13 protein-coding genes are annotated in these 14,724 nt (G+C 63.3%); 10 read left to right on the top strand and 3 right to left on the bottom strand.

Features of this window, described 5'->3' with window-relative positions; genetic code table 11:
• The first annotated feature begins 239 nt into the window (after window positions 1-239).
• The 6 genes from AWB67_RS04475 (at window position 240) to AWB67_RS04450 (ending at window position 7,025) form a co-directional block, all read left to right on the top strand.
• A complete protein-coding gene (locus tag AWB67_RS04475; RefSeq protein ID WP_087655065.1) occupies window positions 240-1,334 on the top strand; it encodes an ABC transporter ATP-binding protein in 1,095 nt (364 codons plus the stop codon).
• Window positions 1,321-2,409, top strand: a complete 1,089-nt coding sequence (locus AWB67_RS04470; protein ID WP_087655017.1) for an ABC transporter ATP-binding protein — start codon at window positions 1,321-1,323, stop codon at window positions 2,407-2,409. Before AWB67_RS04475 ends, AWB67_RS04470 begins: the two co-directional genes overlap by 14 nt.
• Complete coding sequence (locus AWB67_RS04465; RefSeq protein WP_087655016.1) at window positions 2,406-3,296, top strand: carbohydrate ABC transporter permease; 891 nt, start codon at window positions 2,406-2,408, stop codon at window positions 3,294-3,296. Before AWB67_RS04470 ends, AWB67_RS04465 begins: the two co-directional genes overlap by 4 nt.
• Window positions 3,289-4,101 (top strand): carbohydrate ABC transporter permease, encoded by an 813-nt coding sequence (locus AWB67_RS04460; protein ID WP_087655015.1) that lies wholly within the window; start codon window positions 3,289-3,291, stop codon window positions 4,099-4,101. The genes AWB67_RS04465 and AWB67_RS04460 overlap by 8 nt, the downstream gene beginning before the upstream one ends.
• Entirely contained in the window at window positions 4,101-4,382 is a 282-nt protein-coding gene (locus AWB67_RS04455) for a DUF2160 domain-containing protein (protein ID WP_087655014.1), read from the top strand. The genes AWB67_RS04460 and AWB67_RS04455 overlap by 1 nt, the downstream gene beginning before the upstream one ends.
• 900 nt (window positions 4,383-5,282) lie before the next feature.
• The gene (locus tag AWB67_RS04450) at window positions 5,283-7,025 is read left to right on the top strand and encodes an ABC transporter substrate-binding protein (RefSeq protein ID WP_087655013.1); all 1,743 of its coding nucleotides are present in this window, start codon (window positions 5,283-5,285) and stop codon (window positions 7,023-7,025) included.
• 399 nt (window positions 7,026-7,424) lie between these two features.
• Here AWB67_RS04450 and AWB67_RS04445 read toward each other — a convergent pair whose 3' ends face one another.
• The 3 genes from AWB67_RS04445 to hmpA all read right to left on the bottom strand — a co-directional run bounded on the left by AWB67_RS04445 (window position 7,425) and on the right by hmpA (window position 10,532).
• Complete coding sequence (locus AWB67_RS04445) at window positions 7,425-8,642, bottom strand: NnrS family protein (RefSeq protein ID WP_087655012.1); 1,218 nt, start codon at window positions 8,640-8,642, stop codon at window positions 7,425-7,427.
• 111 nt (window positions 8,643-8,753) lie between these two features.
• Window positions 8,754-9,191, bottom strand: coding sequence for a carboxymuconolactone decarboxylase family protein (locus AWB67_RS04440; RefSeq protein WP_087655064.1), 438 nt, complete (start codon window positions 9,189-9,191; stop codon window positions 8,754-8,756).
• Window positions 9,192-9,350: 159 nt separating this feature from the next.
• On the bottom strand, window positions 9,351-10,532 hold the full coding sequence (gene hmpA / locus AWB67_RS04435) for an NO-inducible flavohemoprotein (RefSeq protein WP_087655011.1): 1,182 nt from the start codon (window positions 10,530-10,532) through the stop codon (window positions 9,351-9,353).
• A gap of 99 nt (window positions 10,533-10,631) precedes the next feature.
• On the opposite strand from hmpA, the gene norR reads away from it, so the two are divergent.
• The 4 genes from norR (at window position 10,632) to AWB67_RS41355 (ending at window position 14,716) form a co-directional block, all read left to right on the top strand.
• On the top strand, window positions 10,632-12,221 hold the full coding sequence (gene norR, locus AWB67_RS04430; RefSeq protein ID WP_087655010.1) for a nitric oxide reductase transcriptional regulator NorR: 1,590 nt from the start codon (window positions 10,632-10,634) through the stop codon (window positions 12,219-12,221).
• A 348-nt stretch (window positions 12,222-12,569) separates the two neighbouring features.
• The gene (locus tag AWB67_RS04425; protein WP_087655063.1) at window positions 12,570-13,229 is read left to right on the top strand and encodes a c-type cytochrome; all 660 of its coding nucleotides are present in this window, start codon (window positions 12,570-12,572) and stop codon (window positions 13,227-13,229) included.
• A gap of 97 nt (window positions 13,230-13,326) precedes the next feature.
• Window positions 13,327-14,535 (top strand): c-type cytochrome, encoded by a 1,209-nt coding sequence (locus AWB67_RS04420; protein WP_087655062.1) that lies wholly within the window; start codon window positions 13,327-13,329, stop codon window positions 14,533-14,535.
• A gap of 13 nt (window positions 14,536-14,548) precedes the next feature.
• Complete coding sequence (locus AWB67_RS41355) at window positions 14,549-14,716, top strand: hypothetical protein (protein ID WP_200822171.1); 168 nt, start codon at window positions 14,549-14,551, stop codon at window positions 14,714-14,716.
• Window positions 14,717-14,724 lie beyond the last annotated feature (8 nt).

Here is a 14,724-nt window from a genome sequence, read left to right as displayed (position 1 = left end):
CGAGACATGGATGAACCAAACGCCTGGCAGTTTCCTTGGCCGCGTCCCGCAAAGCGGACGCCCGCGCCTTTCCCGAGCCGGCTTCGCCGCGCGGCCGGCGACACTTTTTTCGACGACCACCCGCACGCACGGCCCATGAGCGCGCGCCTCCGATGAGCGCCATATGGCGCCGGACCGCGGCGGGCGAAGCGCGCACGGTCATCGACGAAAAGACAGCAGGCATCGACAAGGAGCGCATTTTGGTCTTGGAACTGGAGCGGGTCACCGTCGTTTCGGGCGGGCAGACGCATCTGTACGGCGTCGATCTCCGCTTGACGCCGGGCGCCATCAACGTGCTGCTCGGCCCCACCCAGGCGGGCAAGACCACGCTGATGCGCGTGATGGCCGGGCTCGACAAACCGAACGCGGGGCGCGTGCTCGTCGACGGGAAGGACGTGACGGGCGTCGGTGTGCGCCAGCGCAATCTCGCGATGGTTTATCAGCAGTTCATCAACTACCCGGCGATGACCGTGTTCGACAACATCGCGTCGCCGCTCAAGCTGCAGGGCGTCGATTCGAAGCAGGTCGCCGTGCGCGTGAAAGAAGTCGCCGCGAAGCTTCATATCGAACATTTACTGCAACGGCGGCCGGGCGAACTGTCAGGCGGGCAGCAGCAGCGTTGCGCGCTGGCGCGGGCGCTCGTCAAGCGTTCGTCGCTCGTGCTGCTCGACGAACCGCTCGTCAACCTCGACTACAAGCTGCGCGAAGAACTGCGCGCCGAACTCGCGACGCTCTTCGCCGACGGCAAGACGACCGTCGTGTACGCGACGACCGAGCCGCTCGAAGCGCTGCTGCTCGGCGGCTACACGGCGATCGTCGACAAGGGCCGCGTGCTGCAATACGGCCGCACGCTCGACGTCTACAACGCGCCGGCGACCGTCGATGTCGCCGCCGTCTTCAACGATCCGCCGATGAACATGCTGACGAGCGAAGTCACCGCCGACGGCATCGCGCATCTGCCGATCGGCATCGACGTGCCGGTCAGGCTCGGCGCCGCCGATGGTTCCACCTGCCGCATCGGCATCCGGCCAGGGCATCTGCGGCTTGAGGCGCGTACGCCGCGCGCGATCGCGGTGCCGTGCCGGCTCGAACTCGCCGAGCTGAGCGGCTCGGAAACGTATCTTCACGTCCACACGAAGACGGGCGGCATCGATCTCGTCGCGCAGTTGCAGGGCGTGCACCAGATCGCGCTCGGCACCGAACTCGACGTATTCGTCGATCCCGCCGAACTCTTCGTATTCGATGGGCACGCCAAACTCGTGTCCGGCCCGGAGGCGAGCCATGGCGCGTATTGAGTTCGAGAACCTGGCGCACGCGTATCGCCCGAACCCGGCGACGCTCGACGACTACGCGCTCCAGCCGATGAGCATGGTCTGGGAAGACGGCGGCGCGTACGCGTTGCTGGGACCGTCCGGTTGCGGGAAGTCGACGCTGCTCAACATCGTGTCGGGGCTCGTGACGCCGTCGGAAGGACGCGTACTCTTCGATGGCCGCGACGTCACCCGCCTTGGCGCGCGCGAACGCAACATCGCGCAGGTGTTCCAGTTCCCCGTGATCTACGACACGATGAGCGTCTTCGACAACCTTGCGTTCCCGCTGCGCAACCGCAAACTGCCGGCGCGCGAAGTCGATGCCCGCGTGCACGAAGTCGCGGAAATCCTCGACATGACGCGCGAACTGAAGCGCAAGGCGAGCAACCTGTCGGCGGATGCCAAGCAGAAGATTTCGCTCGGGCGCGGCCTCGTGCGCAAGGACGTCGCCGCGATTCTCTTCGACGAACCGCTCACCGTGATCGATCCGCACATGAAGTGGATGCTGCGGCGCCAGTTGAAGAAGATCCATCAGCAACTGAAGCTCACGCTGATCTACGTGACGCACGATCAGGTGGAAGCGCTCACGTTCGCCGACGAAGTGGTCGTGATGACGAACGGCCGCGTCGTGCAGAAAGGCGGGCCGGAGGCGCTGTTTTTGAAGCCGGATCACGCGTTCGTCGGGTACTTCATCGGCAGTCCGGGAATGAACCTCTGCCCGATCGCGCTCGATGCCGATGCCGTCACGATCGGCTCGCAACGCCTGCAAGTCGACGCGAACACGCTCGCGACCTTGAAGCACGCGAACGGTGATCTGAAGCTCGGCATCCGTCCCGAATTCACGCGGCTTTCCGAGAACGAAACGCCGGGCGCGGTCAAGGCGCGGCTCGTGCGCGCGCAAAGCCTCGGCAACTACCAGCTCGTGACGGCGGATTGCGATGGCCACGTGTTCAAGGCGAAGGTCGAGCCGCACGTGACGCTGAACGACGGTCCGGTGTGGCTGCGGCTCGCCGCGCCGGAGACCGTGTTCTTCAGCAACGACGAAAGGATCGGACGATGAAGCCCATTAATCAGAAGGCGTGGCTACTGGTCGTGCCCGTGTTCATCTGCGTCGCTTTCTCTGCGATCCTGCCGCTGATGACCGTGGTGAACTATTCGGTGCAGGACATCATCAGCCCGACGCAGCATGTGTTCGTCGGCACCGAATGGTTTCGCAACATCATCAACGATTCGGATTTGCGCGGCGCGCTTGGCCGTCAGGTGATTTTTTCGCTGTGCGTGCTGCTGCTGGAGATACCGCTCGGCGTCGGCCTCGCGCTCGCGATGCCCGCGTCGGGCTGGCGCGCATCAGCGGCACTGGTGATCCTCGCAATGCCGTTGCTGATTCCATGGAATGTCGTCGGCACGATCTGGCAGATCTTCGCGCGCCCCGACATCGGTTTGCTCGGCTACTGGCTCAATCATTTCGGCATCGACTACAACTACACGGCGAGTCCGTCGGATGCGTGGGTCACGGTCCTCGTGATGGACATCTGGCACTGGACGCCGCTTGTCGCGCTGCTCTGCTATGCGGGATTGCGGGCTATTCCCGATGCGTTCTATCAGGCCGCCGAAATCGATGGCGCGAGCCGCTTCGCCGTGTTCCGCTACATCGAGTTGCCGAAGATGCGCGGTGTGCTGATGATCGCGGTGCTGCTGCGTTTCATGGACAGTTTCATGATCTACACCGAACCGTTCGTGCTGACAGGCGGCGGCCCGGGCGATTCGACGACGTTCCTCTCGCAATACCTCACGCAAAAGGCGGTGGGCCAGTTCGACCTCGGGCCGGCGGCGGCGTTCTCGCTGATCTACTTCCTGATCATCCTGCTGCTGTGCTTCATCCTGTACAACTGGATGGAGCGCGTCGGCAAGGGCGGCCCCGCGACGACGGGAGACGACCATGCGTGACGACCGCCGCTGGATGCGCACGTTGACGATCGTCGTCTACATACTCTTCGCGCTGCTTCCGCTCTACTGGATGCTGTCGATCTCGCTGCGCACGAACGAGGAGACGCTCTCCGCGTTCTCGACGTTCCCGCGCCACGTCACGTTCGACAACTACAAGATCATCTTCACCGATCCCTCGTGGTACTGGGGCTACATCAACTCGATCATCTACGTATTGATGAACACGGTGATGTCGGTGCTGGTCGCGTTGCCCGCGGCGTATGCGTTCTCGCGCTATCGCTTCCTCGGCGACAAGCACATGTTCTTCTGGCTGCTCACGAACCGCATGACGCCGCCTGCCGTGTTCCTGCTGCCGTTCTTCCAATGGTATTCGAGCGTTGGGCTGATGGATACGTATATCGCCGTCGCGCTTGCGCACATGCTGTTTAACGTGCCGCTCGCCGTGTGGATTCTCGAAGGCTTCATGTCGGGTGTTTCGCGCGAGATCGACGAGACCGCGTACATCGACGGCTATTCGTTTCCTGCGTTCTTCATCAAGATCTTTCTGCCGCTCATCAAATCGGGCGTCGGCGTGACGGCGTTCTTCTGCTTCATGTTCAGTTGGGTCGAGTTGTTGCTCGCGCGCACGCTCACGACCGTCAACGCGAAGCCGATCGCGGCCGTGATGACGCGCACGATCTCGGCGGCGGGCATGGACTGGGGCGTGCTGTCGGCGGCGGGGGTGCTGACGATCATCCCGGGCGCGCTCGTCATCTACTTCGTGCGCAACTACATCGCGAAGGGCTTTGCGATGGGGAGAGTCTGATGATTACGTGGATGTACTGGACGCCCGAGGTGGCGATCTTCTTCGCCTGCATCGCGGTGATGCTGGCTGGCATGACGGTCTGGGAGATCCGGGCGCCGACCGTCGAGCGCAAGGGCTTCCTGCCGATTCCTACTACGCGCGGGGACCGGCTGTTCATCGGCTTGCTGACTGCGGCTTATATCAACCTTGCGTGGATCGGCGTGAGTTCCGAAGGCGCCAGTGCCTGGCCAGGATTCGTGGTTTCGATGCTCGTGCTTGGGGTGGTGATGTGGAGGGGGTAAGCGCTGGCGCTTGGAGTGGGGCTGATTTGGTGCGCGTGGGCTTCTATGGAACTTGCTTTCTTAGCGGTCTATTTGCTCTGCCCCTGTCCGGGGCGGGACTCACTTTCTTTGCTGCTGCAAAGAAAGTAAGCAAAGAAAGCAGCTTCCAACCGCTAGTACAAACGAACCCTCACTCGCGTAAAAGCGGATTGGCGCTGGAGAGTAAGTGTCGCCCTCATGGTGGAACCGGGCTTGGCTCGCGGACCCACTGTGGCAACGCGCAGTACACCGGACAGGTGCAGCAGTCATACATCCGTCCTCGCGCTACGCGCTCAGACGTTGGGTGCACGGCGCAGGGAATTATGGCAAGCAGGGAGCGCAATCAAGAGATGGCTTTTGTGAACCCGACGTCGGAGCGAAGCGAGGACGGAGCTACGCGCTCAGACGTCGGGTGTACGGCGCAGGGAATTAAGGCAAGTAGGAGCGCAAGCAAAAGATGGTTCTAGTGAACCCCACGTCGGAGCGAAGCGAGGACGGCGCCAAACGGAGCGCATACCACTCAGAGGAAGTGCGCGTTGCCACAGTGGGTCCGCGAGCCAAGCCCGGTTCCACCGTGAGGGCGACACTTACTCTCCAGCGCCAATCCGTTTTTACGCGAGTGAGGGTTTGTTAGCTTTGGCGGTTGGAAGCTGCTTTCTTTGCTTACTTTCTTTGCAGCAGCAAAGAAAGTGAGTCCCGCCCCGGACAGGGGCAGAGCAAATAGACCGACAAAAAGACAAGTTTCATAGAGGCCCACGCGCATCAAACGGCGTTCAACAATAAACCCCGAGCGCCAGCGCAGAAAGACAGCCGGTTCGTTGTTACCCCGAGCGGAACCCGGCAGATGATCCAAGGGGTGTGTGAGAAAGTGAGGAGAAAACCATGAAGCACAGGAGACGGATCGTCGCGCTTGCAGTCGGGAGCATCTTCGCGGGGGCGTTGGCAAGCACCGCCGCACTCGCAGATACTGCAGCAGCGCAAAAGTGGGTCGATAGCGAGTTCCAGCCGAGCACGCTCTCTAAGCAACAGCAGTTGGACGAGATGAAGTGGTTCATCGACACCGCCGCGAAGCTCAAGTCGCAAGGCGTGAAAGAGGTCCACGTCGTGTCGGAAACGCTCGACACGCACATGTACGAATCGAAGACGCTCGCCAAGGCGTTCGCCGAAATCACCGGTATCGAGGTCAAGCACGACATCATCCAGGAAGGCGACGTCGTCGAGAAACTTCAGACGTCGATGCAATCCGGACAAAGCATCTACGACGGCTGGATCTCGGACTCGGACCTGATCGGCACGCACTATCGCTACGGCGTAATCGTGCCGCTCTCCGACTACATGGAAGGCGAGGGCAAGGCCTACACCAACCCGGGCCTCGACATCAAGGACTTCATCGGCACGAGCTTCACGACCGCGCCCGACAAGAAGCTCTATCAGTTGCCCGACCAGCAGTTCGCGAACCTCTACTGGTTCCGCGCCGACTGGTTCGCGCGCAAGGACCTGCAGGACAAGTTCAAGGCGAAGTACGGCTATGACCTCGGCGTGCCGGTCAACTGGAGCGCCTACGAAGACATCGCCGACTTCTTCACGAACGACGTGAAGACCATCGACGGGGAAAAAGTCTACGGTCACATGGACTACGGCAAGAAGGACCCGTCGCTCGGCTGGCGCTTCACCGACGCATGGCTCTCGATGGCCGGCGAAGCGGACAAGGGCATCCCGAACGGCCTGCCCGTAGATGAATGGGGCATCCGCGTGACGCCGGACGGCTGCCATGCGGTGGGCGCGTCGGTGTCGCGCGGCGGCGGCACGAACAGTCCGGCCGCTGTTTATGCGACGACGAAATACATCGACTGGCTGAAGAAATATGCGCCGCCCGAAGCCTCGGGGATGACGTTCAACGAAGCCGGCCCGGTCCCCGCGCAAGGCAAGATCGCGCAGCAGGTCTTCTGGTACAGCGCGTTCACGGCATCGATGCTGAAGCCGGGCAACGTGACCAATGCGGACGGCACGCCGAAGTGGCGCATGGCGCCGTCGCCGCATGGTCCTTACTGGAAGGACGGCATGCAGAACGGCTATCAGGACGTCGGTTCCTGGACGTTCTTCAAGTCGACGCCCGCCAACCAGCGCGCGGCTGCGTGGCTCTATGCGCAGTTCGTGACGTCGAAGAGCGTGTCGCTGAAGAAGTCGATCGTCGGTCTCACGTTCATCCGCGACTCGGACGTGCATAGCGACTACTTCACGAAGAACGCCAACAAGTACGGCGGGTTGATCGAGTTCTATCGCAGCCCGGCGCGCGTCGCGTGGACGCCGACCGGCAACAACGTGCCCGACTATCCGAAGATGGCGCAGCTCTGGTGGAAGAACGTCGCGACGGCGGTCGCCGGCGAGAAGACGCCGCAAGCCGCGATGGACAACCTCGCGAAGGAAATGGATCAGGTGCTGGCACGCCTGCAGCGCGCGGGGATGAAGGTCTGCGCGCCGCAGCTCAATCCGGAAAGCGATCCTTCGAAGTGGCTGTCGGACCAGCACGCGCCGTGGAAGAAGCTCGCGAACGAAAAGCCGAAGGGCGAGACGGTGAAATACGACGAACTGCTGTCGGCGTGGAAGAGCGGGAAGGTGCGTTGAGCTATTCTTAAGTTGGTCAAGGCGGGCGGCCCGGCAGGTCGCCCGTTTTTATTGGGCACGCGCTGTCCGCGGTTGGCCCGCCGCTTCGTCGACGCGCGTCGTCGCTGCTGCCGGCAGGTGGTCTCCTCGCCCATTTGTCCAGGCGTGACCGGCGATGATGTTTGCTTGTGTCGGCATGCGCGTTTCGCGTCGATGCCTGCCCCGATCCGTTCACGATGCGTCCTGCTTGTTGGTGCCGTTCCCCGTTCCCCGTTGGCCCGGCAGGTCCGCATTCGTTGAACCGTTGACGTAGTGTCGCGCTTGCCGCGCGCGGCTGAAACCCGCCGCGAGTAGGGTTGGCTCGGGCTTCAGGGGGATGGTCTTGTGAACCCCGCCAAAGGAGGGCGGATGCTGGCGAATTCAGCCCGGCTTGCCGTCGGCGCGTGGCCGGCACAGCAAGCGCGCATACGCGGCCACATAGATCGCGAAGCCGAGCGCCCAGCACAGGCCCGCGCTCCAGAGCCACACGCCATAGAACTGCGGCGCGACGAGTGGCCCGAGCACGCGCAGCGCCGATCCGCCCATCACGAGCGCGTAGCTCCAGACATCGCGCGAATCGGCGACGAGCGGCCGGCCCGTATGCCCGCGCGCGGTGCGCGTGATCATCGCGATGATCGCTCCGCCGATCACGCCCGCCGTGAACGCGTGCATCGCGAGGGTGTGCGGCGCTGCGCCCACCGCTGAGAGGGCGAGCAGCGCGAAGCCAAGCGGAATCCACGCGTACGCGAGATGCAGCACCGCGAGGATCGCCGGACGCCGCACGCGATACGAGCGCCAGCCGATGAGCCGCGCCGCATGCGTCGCGCACGCGGTGACCGCGAGCACGAGGACGATCCGCGAATCGATCGCGGCGGCATCGGCGAAGAGCGCGAGCACGGTGACGGGCGCGACCGCGAGCTCCACGGGACGCCATTTGCGCGCGACGAAGCCGGGTATCGCGTTGGCGGTGAACATCGGAATGACGCGTCCGCTGATCACGCTGACCAGCAGCACGACAATGCCCGCCGCCGCGTAAATGCAGCGCATCGCGAGATCAGGGCGGGCGTCGAGCGTGAAGAAGTGGAAGGCTGCATCGAGCGCGCCGAAGACGAGCAGCACCGGCACGAGGAAGTAATTGCGCTTGTTGCCGGCAGCAAGCAGCACGCGCAACAGCAGCAGCGCCGTGACGGGCAAGAACGCGCTGTCGACGATAGCGGCCGGCACTGCGGGACCGCTCCACACGAGCGCACGCGCCGCCAGCCACAGCGCGGCGAGACCTACGAGCGCGGCGCCGTGCGCGGTATCGCGTCCGGTCCACGCGCGCACAGCGGTGAGCAGAAAGCCGGCGACGATCGCCGCCGCGAACCCGAACACCATCTCATGCGCGTGCCATCCGATCGGATTCGCGCGCATCAAATATCCGCCCGTCACAGGCACTCCGGCCAGCACCATTAGCCACACGACCAGCGCAACCGACGCGCACGCCGCGCCGCCAAGATAGAACGGCCTGAAGCCGAGGTTGAACAGCGCGAAATGCCCGGGCGGCTGGCGCTTTCCGGGCGGTGCGACGTAGGTGGTGGAGGGTTCCTGGATCTTCATCAGAGTGTCCCGAAGCGCCTTCAAGTATGAGCCGCTGCAACTGCTTTGCGAGCCTTTCCGCTCGACCGTTGCGAAGAGCGAAAGGCGCGCAGGCTCATTTCAGAATCGGCATCAAGAAGGGATCTTGCGGAAGCCGATCGAGAAACGATTCCATGCATTGATCGCCGAAACGAGCAGTGTCAGGTCGACGATTTCCTCGTCGCTGAAGTGCGGCTTCACGGCTTCCCACACGGCGTCGGGCACGTGCTCTTGCGACACCAGCGTGAGCGATTCGGTCCATTCGAGCGCCGCACGTTCGCGATCCGTGAAGAACGGTGATTCGCGCCACACGACGACCGTCGCGAGCCGTCGATCGGTTTCGCCGGCCTTGCGTGCATCGGTCGTGTGCATGTCGACGCAGAACGCACAGCCGTTGATTTGCGACGCGCGCAGCCGCACCAGTTCGGCGAGCGACTTTTCCAGCGACGATTTGCCGATGCGCTCTTCCAGCGCGAGCATCGCCTTGATTGCGTGGGGGTTGGCTTTGTAGAAGTCGAGACGGGATTGCATGATCGGTTCCTCTTCGTTCGGTTGAGCGAGGCGCCGGAAGTGGCGCGACAGGAGCAAGATTAGGCTTCGAAGTGGCTTCTGAAAATAACCGGTTTTGGCTATTTTTAGGTGACCAGTGACGCGCGATGAAAACTGCGCACGCCACCGGTTATCGAAACGTTATTCCAGCGCCGATGCCGGCCCGAAAAACTCGTAGCGGCTCTGAGAATCCGGTACGCCGAGCGCCTTCAGATGCCTCTTCACCGCCTTCATGAACGGCACCGGCCCGAGGAAATACGCGTCGACGTCGCGCGTTTCCGGCAGCCACTGATGCAGCCGCGCCTCGTCGATGAAACCGAAGCCGTGCGCGTGATCGTCGCCATCGCGGCGATGCTCGTAGCAGTAGAAATGCTTCAGTTGCGGATGGCGGTCCGCGAGCGACTGGATCGTTTCGCGGAACGCATGCACGCCGCCATGACGCGCCGCGTGGATGAAGTGCACCGGACGCCGCGTCGCGAGCGCGGCTTGCAGCATCGCGAGCGTCGGCGTGATGCCCACACCGCCGCTTATCAGTACGAGCGGCTTGTCGTTATGCTCGAGCTTGAAATCGCCCGACGGCGCGAAGAGTTCCAGCGTGTCGTTTTCGTGCACGTTTGCGTGCAGGTGATTCGAGACCTTGCCGTTCGGCTCGCGCTTCACGCTGATGCGGTACTCGCGGCCATTGGGCGCGGCCGAAAGCGAATAATTGCGCCTCGTTTCTTCGCCGTCGATGATGACGCGCAAGCCGATGTACTGGCCCGGATGGAAGTCGAGCAGGGCGCCGCCGTCGTCGGGACGGAAGTAGAACGACGTGATCTCGTCGCTTTCCTGCACCTTGCGCGCGACGCGAAAGAGCCGCGTGCCACGCCATCCGCCGGGCGCTTCTTCGCGCTCGCTGTAGATCTTTTCTTCGAGCCCGATGAGGATGTCGGCGAGCTGGTTGTAGGCGGCGGCCCAGGCTTCGATCACGGCATCGGTCGCGATCTCGGCGCCGAGCACTTCGCGGATCGCTCTGAGCAGGCAGCCGCCAACAATCGGATAATGCTCCGGCAGGATGTTCAGCGCGACGTGCTTGTTGATGATCTGCGAGACGAGACCGCCGAGTTTTTCGAGCTGGTCGATGTGCCGCGCGTACATCAGCACGCCGTTCGCAAGCGCGCGCTGTTGCGAGCCGCTCGCCTGATGCGCCTGGTTGAAGAGCGGACGCACTTCCGGGTGCTCGGCCAGCATCATCGCGTAGAAATGCCGGGTAAGGGCCTCGCCGCCGCTTTCGAGAAGGGGAACGGTTGCTTTGACGATCGCACGGTGTTCGGGTGACAGCATGAGTGGTTCCTCGCGTGAGTTTGAGTGGTTGCCCGCAATACGCATCCACGATTCGTGCCAGCCTTGTATCTCAATGAAATCAATAGGTTAAATGGATTGATGGTCGATTCGACTCTGGTCATAACGACTCCAACCGAAGTCGATATGACTGCAAAGGCATTACTCGACGCCCTCGTCCCGCTGATGCAGGACTTGTCGCGCGATCTCTCCGATACCGAGCGCTACCGGCGCCTGTTGCAGAGCCTGCGCGCGCTTTTTCCCAGCGATGCGACCGCGCTCCTGCGTCTCGACGGCGACACGCTCGTGCCGCTCGCCATCGACGGCCTGACGAGCGACACGCTCGGCCGGCGTTTTCGCGTGAGCGAGCATCCGCGTTTTGCGCAACTGCTCTTGCAGGCGGGGCCGACGCGCTTCGCATCGGACTCTGCGCTGCCTGATCCCTATGACGGCCTCGTGAAGGGCGTCACCGGCGATCTCGAAGTGCACGATTGCCTCGGATGCCCGCTTTTCATCGGTGGCCGTCCGTGGGGTTTGCTTACGCTCGATGCGCTCGATCCGGCGCGCTTCGATCGCGTCGACATGGCGTCACTCGAAGCGTTCCTGAGCCTCGCCGCGGCGACGGTGAGCGTGGTCGAGCGCATCGATACGCTTGCGCGCGAGAGCGAAGAGGAGCACGAGCGCGCCGAGGCGTATCGTCAGGCGAGCGGCAGCGCCAGGCGCGAGATGATCGGCGCGAGCGAGCAGCACAAGCGCTTGCAGGAAGAGATCGCGATCGTCGCGAAGAGCGACCTGACGGTGCTCGTGACGGGCGAAACCGGCGTCGGCAAGGAGCTGGTTGCGAGCGCGATCCATGCGCTCTCGACGCGCGCGAGCAAGCCGCTCATCAGCCTGAATTGCGCGGCGCTGCCCGATACGCTCGTTGAAAGCGAGCTCTTTGGACACGTGCGGGGCGCGTTCTCGGGGGCTTCGTCGGACCGGCGCGGCAAGTTCGAACTCGCCGATGGCGGCACGCTCTTTCTCGACGAAGTGGGCGAACTATCCCTGGTCGTGCAGGCGAAGCTGCTGCGCGTCTTGCAGAACGGCCAGCTTCAGCGCATCGGCTCGGATAGCGAGCACACCGTCGATGTGCGGCTGATCGCGGCGACCAACCGCGACCTCGCGCACGAAGTGCGGGAGGGACGCTTTCGCGCGGACTTCTATCACCGGCTGAGCGTGTATCCGCTCGTCGTGCCGCCGCTGCGCGAGCGCGGTCGCGACGCGCTGCTGCTCGCGGGCTACTTCCTCGAGGAGAACCGCTGGCGACTGGGCTTGCAGAGCCTGCGCCTATCCGCCGATGCGCAAGCTGCGCTGCTCGGCTATGCATGGCCCGGCAACGTGCGCGAACTGGAGCATTTGATCGGGCGCACGGCGTTGAAGGCGCTCGCGGCGCTGCGCGAAAGGCCGCGCATCCTCACGCTCGATGCCGCCGACTTCGGCCTGTCCGATACAACGCAGGCGCGCATGCGTATCGAGCCCGATGCCGCGCAAGCCGCCCAGCAAAATTTCCGCGATGCAGTAACGTCGTTCGAACGCACGGTCGTGGCCGGCGCGCTTGGGCGTAACAGTCAGAACTGGGCATCCGCTGCACGTGAACTGGGCATGGACCGCGCCAATCTGAACCGTTTGGCCAAGCGGCTGGGCTTGAAATAAAAGCCGATACAAATCGAAAGCCGTCCAGAAAACCCGCTATTGTTCCCCGCATCAAAAAAGTGGTATTGATTATTCCCTTCATACGCACGCGAATTTAAATGTCCTTTGCGTTTTCACAATGTTCACTTAACTAGCTGCTGTATTCCTGCTGGCATTTTCCAGCGAGTCTTGTAAGATCAAGTCAACCCAGCCGCACCCGTAATCGCTGTTCGCATCGCCTTTAATAACGCTCGTTGCTGGATCGTTGAGATTCACCGCTGCAACGAAACGAACACGGCAAATCGAAACGGGGGACACGTGGAAAAACGCAGCGCTTTTTTCTTGTTCGCGCTCCTCGCGTTTTTCAGCATGAATGCCTTCTGCGCGGACGCGCCGCTTGAGCGCGCGCCCGACACGATGGCTGCGCGCGTCCTCGGCTGCGCTGCGTGTCACGGCGCACGCGGCGAAGGCACCGACAACGACTATTTCCCCCGCCTCTCCGGCAAGCCTGCGGGCTATCTCTACAATCAGTTGCAGGCGTTTCGCGACGGCCGCCGCAAATATCCGCCGATGAATTACCTGCTCGCGTATTTGCCCGATGCGTATCTGCATGACATCGCCAATTACTTCGCGTCCGAGCATCCTCCGTTTCCGCCATCGGCCCCCGTCACCGTCGATGCCAAGACACTCGCGCTCGGCAAGACGCTCGTGATGCAAGGTGATGCATCGCGCAAGCTGCCCGCGTGCGTCGCATGTCACGCGGCGGCGATGACTGGCATGGAGCCCGCCATTCCCGGCCTGCTCGGCCTGCACGCCAACTATCTCAGCGCGCAGCTCGGCGCATGGCGCTACGGCACGCGCAGCGCGCTTGCGCCCGATTGCATGAAGACGGTCGCTCAGCTTTTGAGCGAGCGCGACATCACGGCCATTGCCGCGTATCTCGCTTCGCTGCCCGCGCCGGCCAACCCGGTGCCGGTAGCGGCCGGGTCGTTGAAGATGCCGCTCACGTGCGGCAGCGTGCCCAACTAGCCGAGGACTCGACGTGCCCAGTCTCCGACACCTCGAAGCGCTTGCCGTACGGGTCCTGCTCGGGACGAGCTGCGCCGTGGCGCTCGCGTGCGTGTCGATGACCGGCGCAAGCGCGCAGACGACCACGACGAAAGCCGATGCCGCAACCATCAAGCGTGGCGAGTACCTCGCGCGCGCGGGCGATTGCGTCGCGTGCCACACGCTGCCGGCAGGCAAGGAGTTCGGCGGCGGCCGTCCGATGGACACGCCGTTCGGCACGCTGTTTTCGCCGAACATTTCGTCGGACAAGGAAAACGGCATCGGCAAATGGACCGCTGCCGAGTTTTACACGATGATGCACACGGGCAAGTCACGCGATGGTGCGCTGCTCTATCCCGCGATGCCGTTCGGCTCGTACACGAAGGTCACGCGCGCGGACTCGGACGCGATCCACGCCTATCTGCTCTCGACGACGCCGATACATCAGCCGAACCGGCCGCACGAATTGCGCTTTCCGTTCAACCAGCGGCAACTGCTGCTCGGCTGGCGCGCGCTCTTCTTCAGGGAAGGCGAGTACGTGCCGGACCCGAAGCAGTCGGCGGAATGGAATCGCGGCGCGTATCTCGTCGAAGGGCTCGGACATTGCTCGATGTGCCACACGGCGATCAACAAGCTGGGGGGCAACGTGTCGTCGAAGGCGTTCGAGGGCGGGCTGATCCCGCTGCAGAACTGGTACGCACCGTCGCTCACGTCGAACAAGGAAGCCGGGCTCGGCGACTGGAGCATCCAGGACATCGTGGGCCTGCTGCATGCCGGCATCTCCGATCGCGGCGCCGTGTACGGACCGATGGCGGAAGTGGTCTACAACAGCCTGCAATACCTGACCGAAGAGGACGTGCGCGCGATGTCGGTCTATCTGAAGGCGCTGCCGCAGCGCTCCGGCGATACGTCAGAGCCGCCAAGCCCCGACGTCACCGAAGCGCGCAACAACCTCGTGCCGCTCGGCAAGAAGGTCTACGACGCCGAGTGCGCGGTCTGCCACGCGGCGCAAGGGCAGGGCAAGCCGCCGCATTTCCCGCCACTTGCGAACAACCAGTCGATCGAGATGAATTCCGCGGTTAATCCGATCCGCATGGTGCTGAACGGCGGCTACGCGCCCGGCACCTTCAAGAACCCGAAGCCCTACGGCATGCCGCCGTTCGCGCAGTCGTTGTCGGACGTGGAGGTGGCGGCGGTGGTCACCTATATCCGCACGGCGTGGGGCAATCACGGCGCGCCCGTGACCGTCAAGGAAGTGAACGAACTGCGCTCCGCACCACTTTATTGAGGACGTGATGAGCATGCCACTCTCCGAAAGAGATGCAGACGACGAAGCCGCCGTCGAGGAGATCGTCGGTCGCGGCCCGGGCGGCGCTATCGTGCTCGCGAGCATCGCGACCGCGATCGTGATCGGCTGCTGGTTCGCGTTCTACTTCATCGTCTTCCTGCCTCGCGGCGTGATCCAGTGAGGCGGCGC

Source organism: Caballeronia terrestris, from assembly GCF_001544515.1.
GTDB lineage: Bacteria > Pseudomonadota > Gammaproteobacteria > Burkholderiales > Burkholderiaceae > Caballeronia > Caballeronia terrestris.
Note: the sequence above shows the minus strand (reverse complement) of the source record. Positions and strands in the feature narration are given on the sequence as shown.

What these genes read in the sequence shown, in the direction of transcription:
- AWB67_RS04420 (WP_087655062.1), top strand. Translation starts at nt 13,327, where the DNA reads ATGACCGGCGCAAGCGCGCAGACGACCACGACGAAAGCCGATGCCGCA.
- AWB67_RS41355 (WP_200822171.1), top strand. Translation starts at nt 14,549, where the DNA reads ATGCCACTCTCCGAAAGAGATGCAGACGACGAAGCCGCCGTCGAGGAG.
- AWB67_RS04455 (WP_087655014.1), top strand. Translation starts at nt 4,101, where the DNA reads ATGATTACGTGGATGTACTGGACGCCCGAGGTGGCGATCTTCTTCGCC.
- norR (WP_087655010.1), top strand. Translation starts at nt 10,632, where the DNA reads ATGGTCGATTCGACTCTGGTCATAACGACTCCAACCGAAGTCGATATG.
- AWB67_RS04440 (WP_087655064.1), bottom strand. Translation starts at nt 9,191, where the DNA reads ATGCAATCCCGTCTCGACTTCTACAAAGCCAACCCCCACGCAATCAAG.
- AWB67_RS04470 (WP_087655017.1), top strand. Translation starts at nt 1,321, where the DNA reads ATGGCGCGTATTGAGTTCGAGAACCTGGCGCACGCGTATCGCCCGAAC.
- hmpA (WP_087655011.1), bottom strand. Translation starts at nt 10,532, where the DNA reads ATGCTGTCACCCGAACACCGTGCGATCGTCAAAGCAACCGTTCCCCTT.
- AWB67_RS04460 (WP_087655015.1), top strand. Translation starts at nt 3,289, where the DNA reads ATGCGTGACGACCGCCGCTGGATGCGCACGTTGACGATCGTCGTCTAC.
- AWB67_RS04450 (WP_087655013.1), top strand. Translation starts at nt 5,283, where the DNA reads ATGAAGCACAGGAGACGGATCGTCGCGCTTGCAGTCGGGAGCATCTTC.
- AWB67_RS04445 (WP_087655012.1), bottom strand. Translation starts at nt 8,642, where the DNA reads ATGAAGATCCAGGAACCCTCCACCACCTACGTCGCACCGCCCGGAAAG.
- AWB67_RS04465 (WP_087655016.1), top strand. Translation starts at nt 2,406, where the DNA reads ATGAAGCCCATTAATCAGAAGGCGTGGCTACTGGTCGTGCCCGTGTTC.
- AWB67_RS04425 (WP_087655063.1), top strand. Translation starts at nt 12,570, where the DNA reads ATGAATGCCTTCTGCGCGGACGCGCCGCTTGAGCGCGCGCCCGACACG.